The 18,427-nt window shown below is 63.8% G+C and carries 18 protein-coding genes and 1 pseudogene; 9 read left to right on the top strand and 10 right to left on the bottom strand.

Annotated elements, in window-relative coordinates:
- Positions 1-64: 64 nt before the first annotated feature.
- The 4 genes and pseudogenes from ispH to A6B35_RS11915 all read left to right on the top strand — a co-directional run bounded on the left by ispH (position 65) and on the right by A6B35_RS11915 (position 3,223).
- Positions 65-1,075, top strand: coding sequence for a 4-hydroxy-3-methylbut-2-enyl diphosphate reductase (gene ispH, locus A6B35_RS11900; RefSeq protein WP_006206336.1), 1,011 nt, complete (start codon positions 65-67; stop codon positions 1,073-1,075).
- A gap of 7 nt (positions 1,076-1,082) precedes the next feature.
- Entirely contained in the window at positions 1,083-2,045 is a 963-nt protein-coding gene (locus A6B35_RS11905) for a homoserine kinase (RefSeq protein WP_006206335.1), read from the top strand.
- Between the two features lie 5 nt (positions 2,046-2,050).
- Positions 2,051-2,581 (top strand): ribonuclease HI, encoded by a 531-nt coding sequence (gene rnhA / locus A6B35_RS11910; RefSeq protein ID WP_040584195.1) that lies wholly within the window; start codon positions 2,051-2,053, stop codon positions 2,579-2,581.
- A gap of 40 nt (positions 2,582-2,621) precedes the next feature.
- Positions 2,622-3,223, top strand: a pseudogene (locus tag A6B35_RS11915) (histidine phosphatase family protein).
- A gap of 2 nt (positions 3,224-3,225) precedes the next feature.
- On the opposite strand, the gene A6B35_RS11920 reads toward A6B35_RS11915, so the two are convergent.
- The 3 genes from A6B35_RS11920 to A6B35_RS11930 form a co-directional block, all read right to left on the bottom strand.
- A complete protein-coding gene (locus A6B35_RS11920) occupies positions 3,226-3,702 on the bottom strand; it encodes a DUF2938 domain-containing protein (protein ID WP_006206332.1) in 477 nt (158 codons plus the stop codon).
- Positions 3,703-3,800: 98 nt separating this feature from the next.
- Complete coding sequence (locus tag A6B35_RS11925; RefSeq protein WP_006206331.1) at positions 3,801-4,283, bottom strand: peroxiredoxin; 483 nt, start codon at positions 4,281-4,283, stop codon at positions 3,801-3,803.
- 124 nt (positions 4,284-4,407) lie between these two features.
- Positions 4,408-5,214 carry a protein-disulfide reductase DsbD domain-containing protein gene (locus A6B35_RS11930; RefSeq protein WP_040584193.1) on the bottom strand — a complete coding sequence of 269 codons (807 nt, stop codon included), beginning with the start codon at positions 5,212-5,214 and terminating at the stop codon, positions 4,408-4,410.
- A 215-nt stretch (positions 5,215-5,429) separates the two neighbouring features.
- On the opposite strand from A6B35_RS11930, the gene A6B35_RS11935 reads away from it, so the two are divergent.
- Positions 5,430-6,038 carry a YqgE/AlgH family protein gene (locus tag A6B35_RS11935; protein ID WP_040584182.1) on the top strand — a complete coding sequence of 203 codons (609 nt, stop codon included), beginning with the start codon at positions 5,430-5,432 and terminating at the stop codon, positions 6,036-6,038.
- Between the two features lie 3 nt (positions 6,039-6,041).
- Here A6B35_RS11935 and A6B35_RS11940 read toward each other — a convergent pair whose 3' ends face one another.
- From A6B35_RS11940 to thrC, 4 genes are read right to left on the bottom strand one after another with little or no spacing between them, the layout of a single operon-like run.
- The gene (locus A6B35_RS11940) at positions 6,042-8,930 is read right to left on the bottom strand and encodes an EAL domain-containing protein (RefSeq protein WP_006206328.1); all 2,889 of its coding nucleotides are present in this window, start codon (positions 8,928-8,930) and stop codon (positions 6,042-6,044) included.
- Between the two features lie 3 nt (positions 8,931-8,933).
- Entirely contained in the window at positions 8,934-9,530 is a 597-nt protein-coding gene (locus A6B35_RS11945; protein WP_006206326.1) for a GNAT family N-acetyltransferase, read from the bottom strand.
- A gap of 14 nt (positions 9,531-9,544) precedes the next feature.
- A complete protein-coding gene (locus tag A6B35_RS11950; protein ID WP_006206325.1) occupies positions 9,545-10,837 on the bottom strand; it encodes a M16 family metallopeptidase in 1,293 nt (430 codons plus the stop codon).
- Positions 10,838-10,851: 14 nt separating this feature from the next.
- Positions 10,852-12,249, bottom strand: coding sequence for a threonine synthase (gene thrC / locus A6B35_RS11955; RefSeq protein WP_006206324.1), 1,398 nt, complete (start codon positions 12,247-12,249; stop codon positions 10,852-10,854).
- 128 nt (positions 12,250-12,377) lie between these two features.
- On the opposite strand from thrC, the gene A6B35_RS11960 reads away from it, so the two are divergent.
- Complete coding sequence (locus tag A6B35_RS11960; protein ID WP_006206323.1) at positions 12,378-13,100, top strand: hypothetical protein; 723 nt, start codon at positions 12,378-12,380, stop codon at positions 13,098-13,100.
- 29 nt (positions 13,101-13,129) lie between these two features.
- Here the strand turns inward: A6B35_RS11960 and A6B35_RS11965 are convergent, their stop codons facing one another.
- Positions 13,130-13,819 (bottom strand): HAD family hydrolase, encoded by a 690-nt coding sequence (locus A6B35_RS11965; protein ID WP_006206322.1) that lies wholly within the window; start codon positions 13,817-13,819, stop codon positions 13,130-13,132.
- A 191-nt stretch (positions 13,820-14,010) separates the two neighbouring features.
- Here A6B35_RS11965 and A6B35_RS11970 point away from each other — a divergent pair, with 191 nt between their 5' ends.
- Positions 14,011-15,144 carry a site-specific DNA-methyltransferase gene (locus A6B35_RS11970; RefSeq protein WP_006206321.1) on the top strand — a complete coding sequence of 378 codons (1,134 nt, stop codon included), beginning with the start codon at positions 14,011-14,013 and terminating at the stop codon, positions 15,142-15,144.
- Position 15,145: 1 nt separating this feature from the next.
- Here the strand turns inward: A6B35_RS11970 and A6B35_RS11975 are convergent, their stop codons facing one another.
- A complete protein-coding gene (locus A6B35_RS11975; protein WP_006206320.1) occupies positions 15,146-15,760 on the bottom strand; it encodes an HAD family hydrolase in 615 nt (204 codons plus the stop codon).
- Entirely contained in the window at positions 15,757-16,974 is a 1,218-nt protein-coding gene (gene mutY, locus A6B35_RS11980) for an A/G-specific adenine glycosylase (protein WP_006206319.1), read from the bottom strand. The genes A6B35_RS11975 and mutY overlap by 4 nt, the downstream gene beginning before the upstream one ends.
- Before the next feature lie 49 nt (positions 16,975-17,023).
- On the opposite strand from mutY, the gene A6B35_RS11985 reads away from it, so the two are divergent.
- Entirely contained in the window at positions 17,024-17,533 is a 510-nt protein-coding gene (locus A6B35_RS11985) for a DUF721 domain-containing protein (RefSeq protein ID WP_006206318.1), read from the top strand.
- 141 nt (positions 17,534-17,674) lie between these two features.
- Positions 17,675-18,418 (top strand): DsbA family protein, encoded by a 744-nt coding sequence (locus A6B35_RS11990; RefSeq protein WP_040584180.1) that lies wholly within the window; start codon positions 17,675-17,677, stop codon positions 18,416-18,418.
- Positions 18,419-18,427 lie beyond the last annotated feature (9 nt).

An 18,427-nucleotide genomic window follows, 5' to 3' on the forward strand; every position in this document is an offset into this window, starting at 1 on the left:
CCGCCGCCCTTGACAGGGCAGGGGTGCACACCTCATTTCGGCTCTGAACAACCGGCCCGGATTCATGCTTCACACCACGACCAAGCCCCCACTGACGATCAGGCTCTGCCAGCCGCGCGGCTTTTGCGCCGGCGTCGACCGCGCCATCCAGATCGTCGTGCTGGCGCTGAAGAAATACGGCGCGCCTGTCTATGTCCGCCACGAGATCGTCCACAACCGCTACGTCGTCGAGGGCCTGCAGAGCCTGGGTGCCGTCTTCATCGAGGAACTGTCGGAGATCCCGGCCGAGCATCGCCAGAGCCCGGTCGTGTTTTCGGCGCATGGCGTGCCGAAATCGGTGCCGGCCGATGCGCAGGCCCGCAACCTGTTCTATCTCGACGCCACCTGTCCGCTGGTCTCCAAGGTCCACAAGCAGGCAATGCGCCACCAGCGGCTTGGCCGCCATGTGCTTTTGATCGGCCATGCCGGGCACCCTGAAGTAATCGGCACCATGGGCCAGCTGCCGGACGGCGCCGTCACGCTGATCGAGACCGAGGCGGACGCCGCAAAGCTTGCGCCTGCCGATCCCGAGGCACTCGGCTTCGTCACCCAGACGACGCTGTCGGTCGAGGACACCGCCGGCATCATCCGGGCATTGCAGGATCGCTTTCCCGCCCTGCATGCGCCGGCAGCGGAATCGATCTGCTATGCCACGACCAACCGCCAGGAGGCGGTCAAGGAGACCGCGGCGGGTGCCGATCTCTATCTGATCGTCGGCGCGCCCAACTCCTCCAATTCGCGCCGTCTTGTCGAAGTCGCGGAACGCGCCGGCGCCACGATGTCGCTTCTCGTGCAGCGCGCTTCTGAAATTCCGTGGAATGACATCGCTGGCATCTCGACGCTCGGCCTGTCGGCCGGTGCGTCGGCGCCGGAAATCATCGTCGACGAAATCATCGATGCCTTCCGCCAGCGCTTCGATGTGACCATCGATCTGGCGATCACGGCAACGGAAACGGAGGACTTTCCGGTCATGCGGGTGTTGCGCGATGTCGAACTGACGAAGGCCGACATGGCTTTCGTCAACGGAGCCGCGTGAACAGCCCATGGCGGTCTACACCGATGTCAGCGAGGGCGAGCTCGGCACGTTCCTGCAGGCCTATCCGGTCGGCGAACTCCTGTCCTACAAGGGCATTGCCGAAGGCACCGAGAATTCGAATTTTTTGCTGCACACGACGAGCGGCTCCTACATCCTGACGCTTTACGAGAAGCGCGTCGACAAGGCCGACCTGCCGTTCTTTCTGGGCTTGATGGGCCATCTCGCCAGGAAGGGCATTTCCTGCCCGCTTCCGGTGACCGCGCATGACGGCAGCGTCATCGGTGCGTTGGCCGGCCGGCCGGCGGTCATCATCACCTTCCTCGAGGGCCTGTCGCTGCGGCGGCCGACGGCGGCGCATTGCGGCGAAGTTGGCAAGGCGCTGGCCGAACTGCATCTTGCCGGCCAGGACTTTTCCATGACTCGCCGGAATGCGCTTGCCATCGATGGCTGGCGCAAGCTGTGGAACGCCTCCCATGCCCGCGCCGACGAGGTCGAGCCGGGGCTGGCGGCCGAAGTCGATGCCGATTTCGCCGATTTCGAACGCAGCTGGCCGAAGGACCTGCCGCAGGGCATCATCCATGCCGACCTTTTTCCCGACAATGTCTTCTTCCTCGGCGAGAAGCTGTCCGGGCTGATCGACTTCTATTTCGCCTGCGACGACCTCTATGCCTATGACGTCGCCACGTGCCTCAATGCCTGGTGCTTCGAGAAGGATTTTTCGTTCAACCTGACCAAGGGCACCGCGCTACTGGCCGGTTACCAAAGCGTTCGGCCCCTAAGCAGCGAGGAGAAAGCCGCGCTGCCGATCCTGGCGCGGGGATCGGCGCTGCGCTTCATGCTGACCCGCCTCTATGACTGGCTGACCATCCCCAACGGTGGGCTGGTCATGAAGCGCGACCCGACCGAATACATTCGCCGCATGCGTTTCCACCGGGCGATCCGGTCCCCTTCCGAATACGGGCTGACATGACTGACATGACCAAGCGAGTTGAAATCTTCACCGACGGCGCCTGTTCGGGCAATCCCGGACCCGGCGGCTGGGGCGCTATCCTGCGCTTCAACGGCAAGACCAAGGAACTGTCGGGCGGCGAGGCCGAGACGACCAACAACCGCATGGAACTGCTCGCTGCCATCTCGGCGCTCAATGCGCTGAAGGAGCCGTGCGCGGTCGACCTGCACACCGACAGCAAATACGTCATGGACGGCATTTCCAAGTGGATCCATGGCTGGAAGAAGAATGGCTGGAAGACCGCCGACAAGAAGCCGGTCAAGAACGGCGAGCTCTGGCAGGCGCTGGACGAGGCCAACAGGCGCCATCATGTGACCTGGAACTGGGTCAAGGGCCATGCCGGCCATGCCGAGAACGAGCGCGCCGACGAACTGGCGCGCGAAGGCATGGCGCCGTTCAAGAAGGGCCCGATCAAGCCAGCCGCAGCACCCAAGCCAACTGCACAGGCAAAGTCGCCAGTGGCCGCAAAAGCGCGGCGGTCGACCCAGAGCTATTGAATTCCGCAAGCGGCCCGCTCTCTGGCAGGAGACCTCCATCGTGCCGGTCGCATACTACATCACGCATCCCCAGGTTCAGATCGATGCCGGCATTCCGTGCCGCAGTGGGGGCTATCCGACATCGGGCGAGCAAGAGCCTCTGCAATGCTCGACCAGCCATGGGTCGGGTCGATCCGGCGCGTCGTGTCGTCAGGCGAACGCAAGGCGATAGAAACCGCCGAGATCCTGGCAAGGCATCTGCGCCTTGCGGTCGAGGTGAGGGACCGGATGCATGAGAACGACCGGTCGGCAACGGGGTTCCTGCCGCCGCCGGAGTTCGAAGCCGTTGCGGACCAGTTCTTCGCCAATCCAGACAGCAGTATTCGCGGATGGGAGCGGGCAATCGATGCCCAGCATCGTATTGTGAGCGAGGTCGAAGGCGTGCTTGGCGCCAACGGCGCCGACGATATTGCCTTCGTCGGCCATGGCGGCGTGGGAACGCTGCTGCTGCTTTCTCTCAGCGGTCGGGAAATCAGCCGCGAAGCGGATCAGCCGGCGGGCGGCGGAAACTACTTCGCTTACGATATCGGAGCACGCCGCGTTGTTCACGGCTGGCGGCCGATCGATGGCCCGGCGCAACGCGTTGACGACCAATTCAGCTGAATCTAACGGATCAGCAGCGCCGTGCCGTAGAGGCCAAGCGCGAACACTGTGTGCGACACCAGATTGAGCGCCCGGACCTGCATCGGGTTGGGGCGCTTTGAGGCCGCCCAGCCGGCACCCATGCCAGGCGCGAGCAGGAACCAGCCGGCGCCGACGGTCACCATGCCGAGGATGAAGGCCGGCAGGAAGGTCGGCGCGGCAAGCCAAGCCGTTCCCGCCAGCAGGACGAGGATGATGCCGTAGGCGATGCCGACGGCATAGTGGAAAGCCCAGCCCAGCGCCACTTCCTGTGCGTAGGGCGATGCGTCCGCGATATCGTCGTGAAATACCTTGTTCCTCAAGTGCCAGACCCAGCGGCCGACCGGCCCCCAGTTCGGCCGCGGCTGGGCAAAGGCTACATGAAGGAAGAAGGCCCAGATATCCATCAGCACCGTCGCGCCAATGCCGATCGCCAAGCTGCGCCAGACAATATCGAACATCGCTGAGGTCCCCCAAAGGTGAAAATCCAGAAGCACCTACACGCGCGCGACCGTCACGCCAAGGCGAACCCGACGACCTTCATGACTGCGCTAGAGGTTCAGAGCTGTCCCAGGATATGCGCCGCACCCGACTCGTCGACGCCGGGCTTGGTCTCGACATTGAGCGCAGTGACCTTGCCGTCGTCGACGATCATCGAAAAGCGCTTCGAGCGCAGCCCCATGCCGCTTGCGGAAAGGTCGTTGTCGAGGCCGATCGCCTTGGCGAAATCGCCGCTGCCGTCGGCGAGATAGAGGATTTTGCCTTCACCGCCGCTGAAGCGTGCCCAGGCGCCCATGACATGCACATCGTTGACGGAGACGACGGCAATGCTGTCGACGCCGCGCGCCAGGATGGCGTCATGGTTCTCGAGGTAGCCGGGCAGGTGGTTGTTGCTGCAGGTCGGCGTGAAGGCGCCGGGAACGGCGAACAGCACGACCTTCTTTCCGGCGAATATCTCCGCCGTCGTGATCGGCTTGGCGCCGTCGGCGGTCATCGTCTTGAAAGTCGCGTCGGGCAGCTTGTCGCCAACGGAGATGGTCATGGATGCCTCGTTCAATGTGTGGGGAAGGGACCTGTCCTTGCGATAGCGAAGTCGGGCGTCGCCCGCAACGGCCATGGCGCCTGGCGCAATGGATGTTGCCGTCTGTGCATCCGCGGCTCTGCCATCACGGGAAAGGCAGCATGCCTTCGACCGCGCCTTCGGCGCTTGTCAGCGTGTAGTAGAGCCCGCCATCGGTCGGTGTCGTCGACGGCCGGTCTAGGATCGGCACCGTGAACAACAGCTTGCCGTCTTTCTCGCTGCGAACCGGGGCACCGAACATGTAGTCCCTTTCACCGGCGACGAAGAAGTCGGCGGCTTCCGGGTCGCCTGGAAAGCTCGCCTCGACGATCAGTGTCTCGTGGTCGCCGGGCAGCACGTTGATGCCGAAATCGGGCCGTGGAGCAGCCGGCAGGGTGGCAAGCGCTGCCTTCACCTGTGCAGCGTCCTTGGCATTGTCCGGATCGGCCCCGGGATCGACGCTCAGCCTTGTCTGCACCGGAATGCAGATCGTCTCGCAAATGCCGAGGAAGATGTTGGCGTCGATGACAGCCGGCTGATCCGGCGCCGACAGCGTGAAGGTAATCGGCAACGAAACCGGATGGTCGTAGCCGGCCCACTTGCCGTAGCCGTCGTCGTGACGCTGCGGCGGCGGAAATGAAAACCGCGCGTCGGAGATGTTGGTGCTGGCCGAGATATCGATCTGCGGTGGCACGCCGGCATCGCCAGGGTCGCGCCAATAGGTTTTCCAGCCGGGCTTGAGCGCAATGTCGAGCACGCCCTGGATGCGTCCGGCTTCGTCGGGCTTGCCGCTGGTCACAAGCCGTACCTTGCCGCCCTCGCTGTTGTACCAGACCGAGGAGGAGGCCAAGGCCGGAAGGCCCGTTCCCAAGACGACAGCAGTGCTGGCGAGCAGGATTCTCAAGCTTTGCATGGCCGTGATTTGATCGTCCGTTCGTGGCAGCGCAATGACCTCATGACCCATTCGGTATCATATTTGCGTGACATCGCAGCTAGGGTTGTTGGCGCTGGACTTTCAACCCGACGATGCGCGATCCGCGAGTCCATCTGCTCCGGGCACGGGCGGCCGACCTCAAATCGCGCTAGGCGCATCTTTTCGGCGCCCCGGAAACGCGTTACCCTCACGTCATGGACTTGTTGCGCCACAAGAAGACGGCTGCTGGACGCGGCTTTCTCGACGACCAGTTCCTGATTGCCATGCCCGGCATGAAGGACGACCGTTTCACGCGCTCCGTCATCTACGTTTGCGCCCACAGCGACGAGGGCGCGATGGGCCTCATCATCAACCAGACGCAGCAGATGCTGTTTCCGGACCTTCTGGTGCAGCTCGGCATCATGAACGAGCAGGAGGCGATACGCCTGCCGGCGCAGGCGCGCGACTTCGTCGTGCGCAATGGCGGGCCGGTGGATCGCAGCCGCGGCTTTGTCCTGCATTCCGGCGACTACCGGGTTGAATCGTCGCTCAGCGTCTCCGACGACATCTGCCTGACGGCGACCGTCGATATACTGCGCGCCATTTCGTCGGGCCGCGGGCCTCGCCGCGCGCTTATGGCGCTTGGCTATTCGGGCTGGGGTGCAGGCCAGTTGGAAAGCGAGATCGCCGAGAACGGATGGCTGACCTGCCCGGCCAGCCCCGAGCTTCTGTTCGACGCCGACATCGAGCGCAAATACGACCGCATCCTCGCCTCGATCGGCATCGATCTGGCGCATCTCAGCCTGGCCGCCGGTCACGCCTGAACATCACGCCTGAGTCAGCGGATACTGTTCCTTCAGCGTCTTCAGCACCTGGTCGCCCGGCATCGGCGCGCCGAACATGAAGCTCTGCACATACTCGCAGCCCATCTGGCGCAGCTCCAGCGCATCGCTCTCGTCGGAGATGCCTTCGGCCACCACCGACAGGCCGAGCTCATGCGCCATGTTGACCATGGATTTCAGCAACACCGCGCGCTTCGGCGTCGCATCGTCGACGAAGCTCTTGTCGATCTTGATGGTGTCGAACGGGAAGCGCGTCAGATAGGACAGCGACGAATATCCGGTGCCGAAATCGTCCAGCGACAGGCCGATGCCGAGCTGCTTCAGCTTGTTCAGCACATGCGATGTCTGCTCGGGATTGTCCATCACCAGCGATTCGGTAAGTTCCAGCCGGAAGCAGCGCGGCTTCAGATTGGCGCGCGCGATGACCGAGCGGACGTCACTGACCAGGTCGCGGCGGATGAGCTGGCGGCTGGAGAGGTTGACCGAAACCGAGAGTGGCGCGTCGCCGATCTGCTTTTGCCAGGTCGCCAGGTCCTCGGCCGCCTGCTGCATGGCGAACAGGCCAAGCTGCACGATCAGGCCGCAGTTTTCGGCGACCGGAATGAAATCCCCCGGCGGGATCATGCCGCGGCGCGGATGGTCCCAGCGCAGCAACGCCTCGAAGCCGGCGACGCTGCCGTCCTCCAGGCGCACGATCGGCTGGTAGGCGAGCGTGAATTCGCGCCGCTCGATGGCGCGGCGCAGGTCCGATTCGAACTGCAGCCGGTCGGTGCCGACGGTGCGGAAGGCGGGCCGGAACGGCTCGATCCTGTCGCCGCCGAAGCGCTTGGCCTGGTGCATGGCAAGCTCGGCGTCCTTGACCATGTCCTCGGCCGAAGTCTGCGCCGTGGTCCAGGTGATCAGCCCGATCGAAGCGGTGAGCACGATCTCGCGCTTGGCGAAGGTGATCGGGTTGTTGATCGCGTGCTTGATGGCGTCGGCAACGGCCGCGATGCGGGCCGGGTCCTGTTCCGACAGAAGCATCAGCGCGAACTGGTCGCCGGCAAAGCGCGACAGCGAATCCTTTGGCTTCAGCAGCCGGTGCAGGCGCCGCGCGATGGTCAAAAGGATGGTGTCGCCGGCCGAAATGCCCAGACCGTCATTGACCTGCTTGAAGCGGTCGATGTCGATGACGAAGACCGTCGGGCGCACCTTCTCCTCGGTGCGGGCGATCGAGATGATCGCCTCCAGCCGGTTCATGAACAATTCGCGGTTCGGCAGGCCGGTCAGATTGTCGTGCACGGCATCGTGCAGCAGCCTTTCCTCGGACTTCTTCTGCTCGGTCACGTCGACCATGGTACCGACGCAGCGGATCACTTCGCCGTCCGAGCCGATCACTGGCCGCGCGCGCAGCGAGAACCAGTGATAGTGGCCGTCGGCGCCGCGCAGGCGGAAATTCTGCGAGACCCGGCCGCGCCGGTGCTCCAGCACCACGTCGAGCGTGGTGCGGAATGTGTCGCGGTCGTCGGCGTGCAGCACCGGCAGCCAATTACGCGCCGCACCCCCCAGGCTGTTCGGCGTCAGGCCAAGCTGCACGCTGACATCGGGTTTTGTCACCACGCGGTCGCGCAGCACGTCCCAGTCCCAGACGATGTCGCCTGATCCGGCGACGGCCAGCGCCTGGCGTTCGAGGTCGGAGAACAGGCCCTGATGCAGCGCGCCGCCGGCAAAGGCATGCTGCATGACGGTGAAGCCGATCAGCAGGATGATCAGGATAAGCCCGCCGCCGAGTGCCGGCTGGGCGATGTCGTTGTCGAGCATGCCGGTGATTGCCATCCACGACCCGCATAGCCATAACAGCACCATCACCCAACTGGGCACCAGCATGATGGCGCGGTCGTAGCCGCGTATGCCGAGGAAGATGATCAGGCCGAGCCCGGTCACCGCGGTGGCGGCGAAGGACAGCCTGGCGATGCCGGCCGCGACCGCCGGATCGATGATGGCGACGCCCGCGATCAGCACCAGCCCGAGGATCCAGACCAGCGCGCCGTAGCTGAAATGGCCATGCCATCGATTGAGGTTGAGATAGGCGAACAGGAACACCACGAAGGTCGCCGCAAGCGCCACCTCCGTTCCGGCCCGCCACATCTGCTCATTGCCCGGCGATATCTCGATGACCTTGTTGAGGAAGCCGAAATCGACGCAGATATAGGCAAGCACCGCCCAGGCCAGCGCCGCGGTCGCCGGGAACATCGAGGTTCCCTTGACGACGAAAAGGATGGTCAGGAACAGCGCCAGCAGGCCGGCGATGCCGATGACGATGCCGCGAAACAGCGTGTAGGAATTGACCGAGTCCTTGTAGGATTCCGGATCCCACAGATAGACCTGCGGCAGTTTCGGCGAGGCGAGCTCGGCGATGAAGGTGATCACCGTGCCGGGGTTCAGCGTCACCCGGAACACGTCGGCGTCGGGGCTGGTCTGGCGGTCGAGCGCGAAGCCTTCGCTGGGCGTGATGGCGGCGATGCGGGTCGAGCCGAGATCGGGCCAGAAGATGCCCGAATTCACCAGCCGGAAATGCGGTGCCACGATCAGCCGGTCGAGCTGCTGGTCGGTGGTGTTGGCCAGCGCGAACACCGCCCAGTCGCCGGTCGAGCGCGCGTCATTGGCCTCGACCTCGATACGCCTGACGATGCCGTCGGGTCCCGGCGCGGTCGAGACCTGGAAATTTTCGCCCTGGTTCCGGTAGATTTCGACGGCGCCGGACAGGTCGAGCGCCACGTCGTCGCGGGCGATCTTGATCGGCTCGACGGCGAAGGCCGAAGACGCCGCGCAGAGCGTCACGATCGTCGCCAGGAGGAGCGCGAACAACGAGCCGATTCGCAGGAAATTCGTCAAAAATCAGCCCTTCGTTCCAGCGCCCGGCGGATCGTCCGCGATCCGGGCGTAGAGGTAGTGGTCCTGCCAGATGCCATTGATCCGGAGATAGGATCGCAGAAGTCCTTCGCGCCGGAATCCGGCTTTTTCAAGCACGCGGATCGACCGGGCGTTGTCGGGAATACAGGCAGCCTCGATCCGGTGCAACCTCAGCGTATCGAAAGCGAATTGCGACACCAGCTTGACCGCTTCGGTCATCAGGCCGCGGCCGCCATAGCGCTCGCCGATCCAGTAGCCGATATGGCCGCTTTGCGCGACGCCGTGGCGGATGTTGCCGAGCGTGATGCCGCCGGCAAGCTTGCCGCTGCTCTTCTCGAAGATGAAGAAGGCAATAGCCGTGCCTTGCGCATAGTCCTCGCGGTAGCGGCTGATGCGCAGCCGCCATGCCGTGCGGTCAAGCTCGTCCGGCGTCCAGCGCGGCTCCCACGGCTCGAGGAAGCCGCGGCTTTCGCCGCGCAGCGCCGACCATTCGCGGTAGTCGTTGGTCAGCGGCACGCGCAGCGTAATCCGGTCACCCTTCAGTGCCGGCAGATCGCGGCGAAAGAAAGGGAGCGCGAACATGGCGCTTGGGAGGTCTAGACGGCGAGCTTGCGGGCCGTCGTCTGCGTGCCCGAAAGCGAGTCGAGGATCGCCTCATAGGGCGCAAGCGTACCCACGGGGCCGACGGCGGTGAGCGTCGGCTTGGTCGAAAACAGTCGCGCCGACAGATCGGTCAGCCGCTCGATGGTCAAGGCCGAAAGTCGCTCCATCAGTTCTTCCTTGGCGATCGGCCGGCCGAACAGGAGCAGTTGCCTGGCGATCTGCGAGGCGCGGCTGGCCGGGCTTTCGGCCGACATGATCAGCCCCGCGCGATACTGCGCCCGGGCCCGGTCGAGCTCTTCCTGCAGGATGTTTTCGCCCGCCTTCTGCAACTCGTCGATGATGACGGGCACAAGCTTGGCGATGTCGCTCTGCCCGGTCGCGGCATGGACGCCGAAGATGCCGGTGTCGGAAAAGCCCCAGTGGAAAGCATAGACCGAATAGCACAGGCCGCGCTTTTCGCGGACTTCCTGGAACAGCCGGGACGACATGCCGCCGCCGAGGATCATCGACAGCACCTGCGAGGCGTAGAAGTCGCGCACATGGTAGGCGCGGCCCTCGAAGCCGAGCACGATCTGCGCATCCATCAGGTCGCGGTCCTCACGGAAATCGCCGCCGACATACTGCGCATATTGTGGAATGTTGCTCTCGGCCTTGGCGCGGAAGCCGCCCAGATGCTTCTCGACTTCGCGCACGAAATTGTCGTGCTTGATGTCGCCGGCGGCCACGACCACCATGCGCTCGGCGCCGTATTGGCGCTCGATGAAATTATGCAGCTGCTTGGAGGTGAAGGACTTGACGGTCTCCGGCGTGCCGAGGATGGAGCGGCCGATCGTCTGATGGCGGAAGGCGGTTTCGGTGAAACGGTCGAAGACGATGTCGTCGGGCGTGTCGTGCGCGGCGCCGATCTCCTGCAGGATCACATGCTGCTCGCGCTCCAGCTCCTCCGGGTCGAATTCGGACTCCTGCAGGATGTCGGCAAGGATGTCGACCGCCAGGGGCACATCGTCGGAGAGCACCCTGGCGTAATAGGAGGTCGTCTCGACGCTGGTGGCGGCATTGATCTCGCCGCCGACATTTTCGATTTCCGAAGCGATCTCGAAGGCGGTACGGCGTTTCGTACCCTTGAAGGCCATATGCTCGAGCAAATGGGCCATTCCGTGCTCTTCTTCGCGCTCATTACGGGCGCCTGACTTGACCCAGGTACCAAGGGCAACGGATTCGAGACTTGGAAGGGTTTCGGTTGCGACTGTCAGGCCGTTCGACAGACGGCTTACCTCAACACCCATATGGCTAGTACTCCCTAACGCGCCGCCCGCGTGTGGCGTGTAACATAATCTTCCACCATTTTCAGGTCGGATGGAAGTACCGTGTATTTTTCGTCGGCTGACATCAAGGAGCCAAGCCATGCGGGCAGGGCCGGCGACACGCCGCAGGCCGCTTCGACGGCGGCAGGAAACTTGGCCGGATGCGCGGTGCCCAGCACCACCATCGGGATGGCACCGACGGCCTTGCCGACCGCGACATGCATGGCCGCGGCCGTGTGCGGGTCGAGCAGATAATTGCTGGCTTCGAGCGTCGAGCGGATGGTGGCGGCGACCTCGTCGACGCCGGCTCGGCCGGCATCGAATTCGGCCCTGATGCTGGCGATTTGGCCTGTCTCGATGGTGAAGGCGCCGGACTGCTTGAGCCCGTTCATGTAGCGACGCACTGTCGCGGCGTCGCGGCCTGCCGCCTCAAACAGCAGGCGCTCGAAATTCGACGACACCTGGATGTCCATCGACGGCGAGGTGGTGGCGAAGACGCCCTTGGTGCGGTACTCGCCGCTCGCAAGCGTGCGCGCCAATATGTCGTTGTCATTGGTGGCGATGATCAGCCGCTCGATCGGCAGGCCCATCCTCTTGGCGGCATAGCCGGCGAAAATGTCGCCGAAATTGCCGGTCGGCACGGTGAAGGAGATAGGCCTGTCCGGTGCGCCGAGTGACAGCGCGGAGGAGAAATAATAGACGATCTGGGCCATGATGCGGGCCCAGTTGATCGAATTGACGCCCGACAGCGAAACCCGGTCGCGAAAACCGTGGTCGTTGAACATGTCCTTCACCAGGCCCTGGCAGTCGTCGAAATTGCCTTCAAGGGCCAGCGCATGGACATTGGCGGCGGTCGACGTCGTCATCTGCCGCTGCTGCACCGGCGAGACCTTGCCGTGCGGGAAGAGAATGAAGATGTCGGTGCGGTTGCGCCCGGCAAAAGCGTCTATTGCCGCACCGCCGGTGTCGCCGGAGGTTGCGCCGACGATCGTTGCACGCTGGTCGCGCTCGGCCAGGACATGGTCCATCAGCCGGGCCAGCAGCTGCATCGCCACGTCCTTGAAGGCCAGCGTCGGGCCGTGGAAGAGTTCCAGCACGAAGGCATTGGCGCCGGTCTGCACCAGCGGGCAGACGGCCTCGTGACGGAAGGTCGCATAGGCTTCGCGCACCAGCTTCTCGAATACTGGCGCCGCGATTTCACCGCCGAGGAACGGCGTCAGCACGCGGATGGCGAGGTCGGGATAGGCAAGGCCGCGCATGGCGCGGATATCGGATGCCGAAAACTGCGGCCATTCGCGCGGCACATAGAGCCCGCCGTCGCGCGCCAGCCCGGCCAGCACCGCGTCGGAAAATCCAAGCACGGGCGCATCCCCGCGGGTACTCACATATTGCATCGTCACATTCCGTTCTTGCCGGGCGTTTCATTCACCGCAAGGTGGTTAATTTTCCGAACCGGATCAGTCGCATTTTTGCCGCGCGGTTGATATACGTCACCAGCTTTGCGAGAGGGAAGTGCAGTTTCATGGCGTTTTATTCGTTCAACAACCGCTTTGTCGCGGGTCTGGCGCTCACCGGCTTTATGCTTGCCGCCGCCGGTTGCCAATCGAGCGACAATGGCGTTCTCAACCTCGGCTTCGGCAAGAAAGACACCCAGGCGCCACCGCCGCCGCAGGATCCCAAAGTGCTCGCCAGCCAGTTGCGCGCCTACTGCCCGAAGGTGACGTTGCGCGACGGCACGGCTTACTTCAGCACCTATGCCAAGGGCTCGGCCAAGCCCAGGAAGAAGACCGACGCCGCGCAAGATGCCGCGGCTGCCGCCCAGCCGGCGCCCGACGGCACCATCGTCGATCCCGATCGCGATCCCGCCAAGGTCATCTACCAGGCCTCGATCACCGACGTGACCCGCGACTGCAGCAACGCCAACGGCCAGTTGTCGATGAAGATCGCCGTCGCCGGCAAGGTCGTTCCGGGACCGATGTTCGCGCCGGGCACGATCACCATGCCGATCCGCGTCGCGGTGATGCATGGCACCGAGGTGCTCTATTCGCAGATCCATCCTTACCAGATCCAGGTCACCGACCCCTCGGCCGCCACGCAGTTTGTCTTCACCGACCAGAACGTCGTGGTGCCAGAACCGACCGCGCAGGACTACCAGGCCTTTGCCGGCTATGACGAGGGCGCGCCGAAAGCCGCGACGGACAAGCGGAAGGGCAAGAGGAAGCAAGCCGCCCCCGCGACGAACTGACCCGCTTAAGAGCGGCTGCGGATTGCCTTTCAGGCGTCCGCGGACCACTCAGACAAAGCGGCGATCACGCTTTTCAGCTCCGCCCAGCGGCGAATGACGGTTTCCGCGCCGGCCTCGGTCAGCGCGTCGGCATGGCCGGGATAGCTGTGCCCGGCGCCGGTGAAGCCGATGACGCGCATGCCGGCCGCCCTGGCGCCGGCGACGCCGTGCACGGAATCCTCGATGACGAAGGTGTTTTCCGGCTTCGCGTTGAGCTTTTCGGCGGCAAGCAGGAACACGTCCGGGGCCGGTTTGGTTTTGCCGGTCGGTGTTTCCATCGCCGAGAAGATGCGGCCGGCGAAGAACGGCAGCAGATGCACTTTCTCCAGCATGAACTCGATCCGCTCGGAGCGTGAGTTGGAGCAGATGCAGCGCGGCACGGTCACCGCCGCGACCGCTTCGCGCACGCCGTCGATGGCGCGCACGTCGCTGCGCAATTTGCGGTCGACCAGCTCTTCGGCGCGGTCGATCAGCGAGACCTGGAACGGGATGGCGGACTTCTCCTCGACCCGCATCATGATGTCCTTGAAGGTCAGCCCGGCATAGGTCTCGGCCAGTTCCTCCGGCGATATCTCATAGCCGGCCAAGGTCAAAAGCTCGGCTTCGATGCGCGCGGCGATGATTTCTGAATCGACGAGCACGCCGTCGCAATCGAATATGACAAGGTCTGGCTGGGGCATGGCAATCCGAACAAGGGAAGGATGGTGGGCGGCCCGACTGGGCTCAGGCGGCGCGGCATACACCAACAGGCCGGGCTTCGCAAATTAACCGGGCCCGGGCGGCCGAACCGGTTCCGCCCTTCACCGAATATTTACGCTGATCGGTAACCATAACGGAGAGTAAAACAGTAACGCGTGCCTTGGGTGTAACAATGTCAGCCGTGCGTCTTCTCGACGAGCTTTCCCACGCTCCCCAGCAATCCGAATGGCTGGACACGATCCTGAAGGGCGATTGCGTCGCGGCACTCGACCGGCTGCCTGAAAAATCAATCGACGTCATCTTCGCCGATCCGCCCTACAACCTTCAGCTCGACGGCGACCTGCACCGGCCCGACCAGTCCAAGGTCGACGCCGTCGACGACGATTGGGACCAGTTCGAGAGCTTCGAAGCCTACGACGCCTTCACCCGCGCCTGGCTGCTGGCGGCGCGCCGCGTCTTGAAGCCGAACGGCACCATCTGGGTCATCGGCTCCTACCACAACATCTTCAGGGTCGGCGCCCGGATGCAGGATCTCGGCTTCTGGATCCTCAACGACGTCGTCTGGCGCAAGACCAACCCGATGCCGAACTTCCGCGGCCGCCGCTTCCAGAATGCGCATGAGACGATGATCTGGGCCTCGCGCGACCAGAAGGGCAAAGGCTACACCTTCAACTACGAAGCGCTGAAGGCATCCAACGACGACATCCAGATGCGCTCCGACTGGCTGTTTCCGATCTGCACCGGCGGCGAGCGGCTGAAGAACGAGAACGGCGACAAATTGCACCCGACGCAGAAGCCGGAAGCACTGCTGGCCCGCATCATGATGGCCTCGACCAAACCGGGCGACATCGTGCTCGATCCCTTCTTCGGCTCCGGCACCACCGGCGCGGTGGCAAAACGCCTCGGCCGCCACTTCGTCGGCATCGAGCGCGAGCAGGCCTATATCGATGCCGCCAACGAGCGCATCGATGCCGTCCGGCCGCTGGACGGCGAGGATCTCACCGTGCTTACCGGCAAGCGCGCCGAGCCGCGCGTTGCCTTTGTCAGCCTCATCGACACCGGTCTTATGCTGCCCGGCGCCACGCTTTACGACGCCAAGAAGCGCTGGGCGGCCAAGGTGCGCGCCGACGGCACCGTGGCGATCGGCGACAGCGCCGGCTCGATCCACAAGATCGGCGCCGAGGTGCAGGGTCTGGACGCCTGCAACGGCTGGACCTTCTGGCACTATGAGCGCAGCGGCGGCCTCACCCCGATCGACGAATTGCGCCGCATTGCCCGCCTCGGCATGGAGCGGGCAGGGGCCTGATTCAGCTCAGCTTGATCCCAAGACGCTCGAGGTCCGCCTTGAGCGTTTCGGCGTCGGTGAACAGCACCGCTTGCCAGCCGGCAGCCTTGGCGCCGTCGACATTCTTCTGGCTGTCGTCGATGAACAGCGTCGCTTCGGGCTGGAGGCCGAATGCGGCGATGTGATGGTCGTAGATGGCGCGGTCGGGCTTGATCTGGCGGATATCGCCCGACACGGTCACGCCGCGCGGACGGTTCAGAAAATCGAAGCGCTGCCGGGCTTCGGCAAGCGTGTCGGTGGCGAAATTGGTCAGCATGGTCACGTCATGGCCAGTATCGATCAGCTTCTCCATGATGGCGACGCTGTCGTCATAAGCATGCGGCACCATGTCGTGCCAGTGGCGGCGGAAACTGCGAATATTTTCAGCATGATCGGGGTGTTCGGCGATCAGCAGCGCCTCCGCCTCTTCCCAGGTCCGGCCACGGTCCTGCTCGATGTTCCAGTCACTGGTGCAGACATTGTCGAAAAACCACTTTCTCTCTTCGGCATCCGGGATCAGGCGGCTGAACGGGATATTAGGATCGTAATGGATCAGCACTCTGCCAATGTCGAAAACGATGTGGCGGATTTCAGTCATGCAGGCCTCTTTGCGGTATGTGGCGACGGTTTTTTCGTCGCGCCGGGTATCGCAGCCTCGATTGCCTTTTTCATGACAGTCGGCAACGCCTCGCCTGAAATGTCCGATGGCAGCGACCAGAAATGGCCGGCTGGGGTGTCGCCGCTCACCTGCGCTTGAAAGACGTCGAGGTCGAGCGCGAAATGGGTGAAAACATGCGCGATCTGCCCGGCACGCCGCCAGTCGGCGGCAAACGGCGCCGCGGCCGCCGTAGTCGCGCCGTCGACGCGCGCCGTCCAATTCGTGGTGGGAACCTCGGTCATGCCGCCGAGCAAGCCCTTGTCCGGGCGCTTGCGCAACAGGATGGCGCCATCGCCACGCACGGCCACGAAGGCCGCCCCGCGCCGCAAGGGTTTTTCCGCCTTCGGCAAGCGAACCGGGAAGCGTTCGGGATCGCCTGAAAGAATGGCGCTGCAATCCGCCCGCAGCGGGCACAGCATGCAGTTCGGCCGGCGCGGCGTACAGATCGTCGCGCCCAGATCCATCATCGCCTGGGCGAAGTCGCCCGGTCTTTTGTCCGGAACCATGCGCTCGACAAGCGCGCGGATCTCGGGCTTGGCCTCGCTGAGCGGCGTGGCGATCGAAAACAGCCGGGAGACGACACGCTCGACATTGCCGTCGACGACGGCCGCCGGCCGGTCGAAGGCGATCGCCGCGATCGCCGCCGCCGTGTAGGCGCCGATCCCCGGCAGTTCCCTGAGGCTAGCTTCGCTGTCCGGAAAGCTGCCGCCTCGGCGCGCAACGAGATCGGCGCAGGCCTTGAGATTGCGTGCCCGTGAATAGTAGCCGAGACCGGCCCACGCCTTCATCACGTCTTCTGTCGACGCGGCGGCCAGCGCCTCGACATCAGGCCATTTCTCGACGAAAGCGCGAAAATAGGCTTTGACCGCCTCGACCGTGGTCTGCTGCAGCATGACCTCGGACAGCCAGACGCGGTAGGGATTGGGTTTTGTACCTGACGCCAGCGCGCGCGGCGCAATGCGCCACGGCAATTCGCGGTGATGCGCGTCGTACCAGGCAAGCAGGTGCGGCGCGATCCCACCAGATCCAGCTTTGCTGCTATCTCCCGACGCAGCTTTGCTGCTGTCCTTGGAGGCGGACCTGCCGCTCTCCCCGGAGGCGGCCTTGCCGCTCTCCCCGGATGCGGTCTTGCGAGGCTGGGCGAGCGGTGCCATTGATCGGAACTGCACCTGGCTGGGTTAGGGTGGTGACTGGAGAACGCACATGGCAGGGAAAAGGCCCTTCGGCAATCCCGTTCCGGTGAGCGATCTCGCGACCGAGATCCTTGATCCGGTGCTGCGCAAGCGCGCCGGCATCTCGATTGGGCTGGTCCAGTCATGGGAGGAGATCGCCGGACCCCGGCTTGCCGGCCGTTCGCGCCCCGAGAAGATCCAGTGGCCGCGCCGCCTGCATGAGGACGATCCATTCGAGCCGGCGGTGCTGGTCATCGCCTGCGAGGGCATGGCCGCGCTGCATTTGCAGCACGAGGCCGGCGAGATCATCAACCGCGTCAATGCTTTCCTTGGATTCAATGCCATCGGCCGCATCAAGATCCTGCAGAAGCCGGTGCTGGCCGAGAAAGCCCGGCCGAAACCGGCTCTCAGGCCGCTGACATCAGCCGAGAAGGCCAAATTGTCCGATACGGTCGGCAAGATCGAGGACGATGGCTTGCGCGCCTCGCTGGAGCGGCTCGGTGCCACCATTCTTGGCGAAAGGAAACCGCGCGGGTCATGAACGCGTCATCTATCTCGCGCATTCGTGATCATGCATATAGTCTTTGGCGATTGGAATGGGGACGGCGATGCCTTAATTCGCGCCAACTCTCGCCTTTTCTAGCCTTTGCATTGCAAAATCCAACATTGTCAGGTGATTCGCATGATCCGTTCCCCGTTTGGCCAAAGCTTGTCTCGCAGAAACCTCTTGTCTTCGCTGGCCGCCGTTCCGGCTGTGGTTCTGCTTGCCGCTTGCAGTGACTCGGACGAGGAGGCCAAGGCGGCGAATGTGAAGCCTGCCGCTCCCGCCACCCCTGCGACACCAGCCACGCCGGCCGCCGTCAAGGTGCCGGAAGCGCAGGGCACGGTCGACATGGCCGAACTTTTGAAGCCCGGCGCGTTGCCCGACAAGCAGCTCGGCAAGGACGACGCCAAGGTTACCATCGTCGAATACGCCTCGATGACCTGCCCGCATTGCGCGCATTTCAACGAGACGACCTTCCCTGAGTTGAAGACGAAATACATCGACACCGGCAAGGCCCGCTACATCCTGCGCGAATTTCCGTTCGATCCGAGTGCCGAGGCCGGTTTCATGCTGGCGCGCTGCGCCAAGGACAACTATTTCCCGATGGTGGACGTGCTGTTCAAGCAACAGGCCAACTGGGTTGGCGTCAACAACACCAAAGACGCATTGCTGCAAATCTCGAAGCTCGCCGGTTTTACACAGGAGTCCTTCGAGGCCTGCTTGACGGACCAGAAACTTCTGGACGATGTGAGAGCGGTCCAGAAGCGCGGCGCCGATGAATTCAAGGTCGACTCGACGCCGACCTTCTTCATTAATGGAAAGACCTACAAAGGGGCGATGTCGATTGAGGAAATGTCGGCCATCCTCGACCCTCTGCTCTGACGTCCAGGC

The sequence above is a fragment of the Mesorhizobium amorphae CCNWGS0123 genome, assembly GCF_001686985.1.
Lineage (GTDB): Bacteria > Pseudomonadota > Alphaproteobacteria > Rhizobiales > Rhizobiaceae > Mesorhizobium > Mesorhizobium amorphae.

Coding starts and splice junctions, on each gene's coding strand:
- A6B35_RS11985 (WP_006206318.1), top strand. CDS start 17,024: ATGGCAGGGAAAAGGCCCTTCGGCAATCCCGTTCCGGTGAGCGATCTC.
- rnhA (WP_040584195.1), top strand. CDS start 2,051: ATGACCAAGCGAGTTGAAATCTTCACCGACGGCGCCTGTTCGGGCAAT.
- A6B35_RS11905 (WP_006206335.1), top strand. CDS start 1,083: ATGGCGGTCTACACCGATGTCAGCGAGGGCGAGCTCGGCACGTTCCTG.
- mutY (WP_006206319.1), bottom strand. CDS start 16,974: ATGGCACCGCTCGCCCAGCCTCGCAAGACCGCATCCGGGGAGAGCGGC.
- A6B35_RS11925 (WP_006206331.1), bottom strand. CDS start 4,283: ATGACCATCTCCGTTGGCGACAAGCTGCCCGACGCGACTTTCAAGACG.
- A6B35_RS11930 (WP_040584193.1), bottom strand. CDS start 5,214: ATGCAAAGCTTGAGAATCCTGCTCGCCAGCACTGCTGTCGTCTTGGGA.
- A6B35_RS11975 (WP_006206320.1), bottom strand. CDS start 15,760: ATGACTGAAATCCGCCACATCGTTTTCGACATTGGCAGAGTGCTGATC.
- A6B35_RS11990 (WP_040584180.1), top strand. CDS start 17,675: ATGATCCGTTCCCCGTTTGGCCAAAGCTTGTCTCGCAGAAACCTCTTG.
- A6B35_RS11920 (WP_006206332.1), bottom strand. CDS start 3,702: ATGTTCGATATTGTCTGGCGCAGCTTGGCGATCGGCATTGGCGCGACG.
- A6B35_RS11950 (WP_006206325.1), bottom strand. CDS start 10,837: ATGGGTGTTGAGGTAAGCCGTCTGTCGAACGGCCTGACAGTCGCAACC.
- A6B35_RS11965 (WP_006206322.1), bottom strand. CDS start 13,819: ATGCCCCAGCCAGACCTTGTCATATTCGATTGCGACGGCGTGCTCGTC.
- A6B35_RS11935 (WP_040584182.1), top strand. CDS start 5,430: ATGGACTTGTTGCGCCACAAGAAGACGGCTGCTGGACGCGGCTTTCTC.
- A6B35_RS11945 (WP_006206326.1), bottom strand. CDS start 9,530: ATGTTCGCGCTCCCTTTCTTTCGCCGCGATCTGCCGGCACTGAAGGGT.
- ispH (WP_006206336.1), top strand. CDS start 65: ATGCTTCACACCACGACCAAGCCCCCACTGACGATCAGGCTCTGCCAG.
- A6B35_RS11970 (WP_006206321.1), top strand. CDS start 14,011: ATGTCAGCCGTGCGTCTTCTCGACGAGCTTTCCCACGCTCCCCAGCAA.
- A6B35_RS11960 (WP_006206323.1), top strand. CDS start 12,378: ATGGCGTTTTATTCGTTCAACAACCGCTTTGTCGCGGGTCTGGCGCTC.
- thrC (WP_006206324.1), bottom strand. CDS start 12,249: ATGCAATATGTGAGTACCCGCGGGGATGCGCCCGTGCTTGGATTTTCC.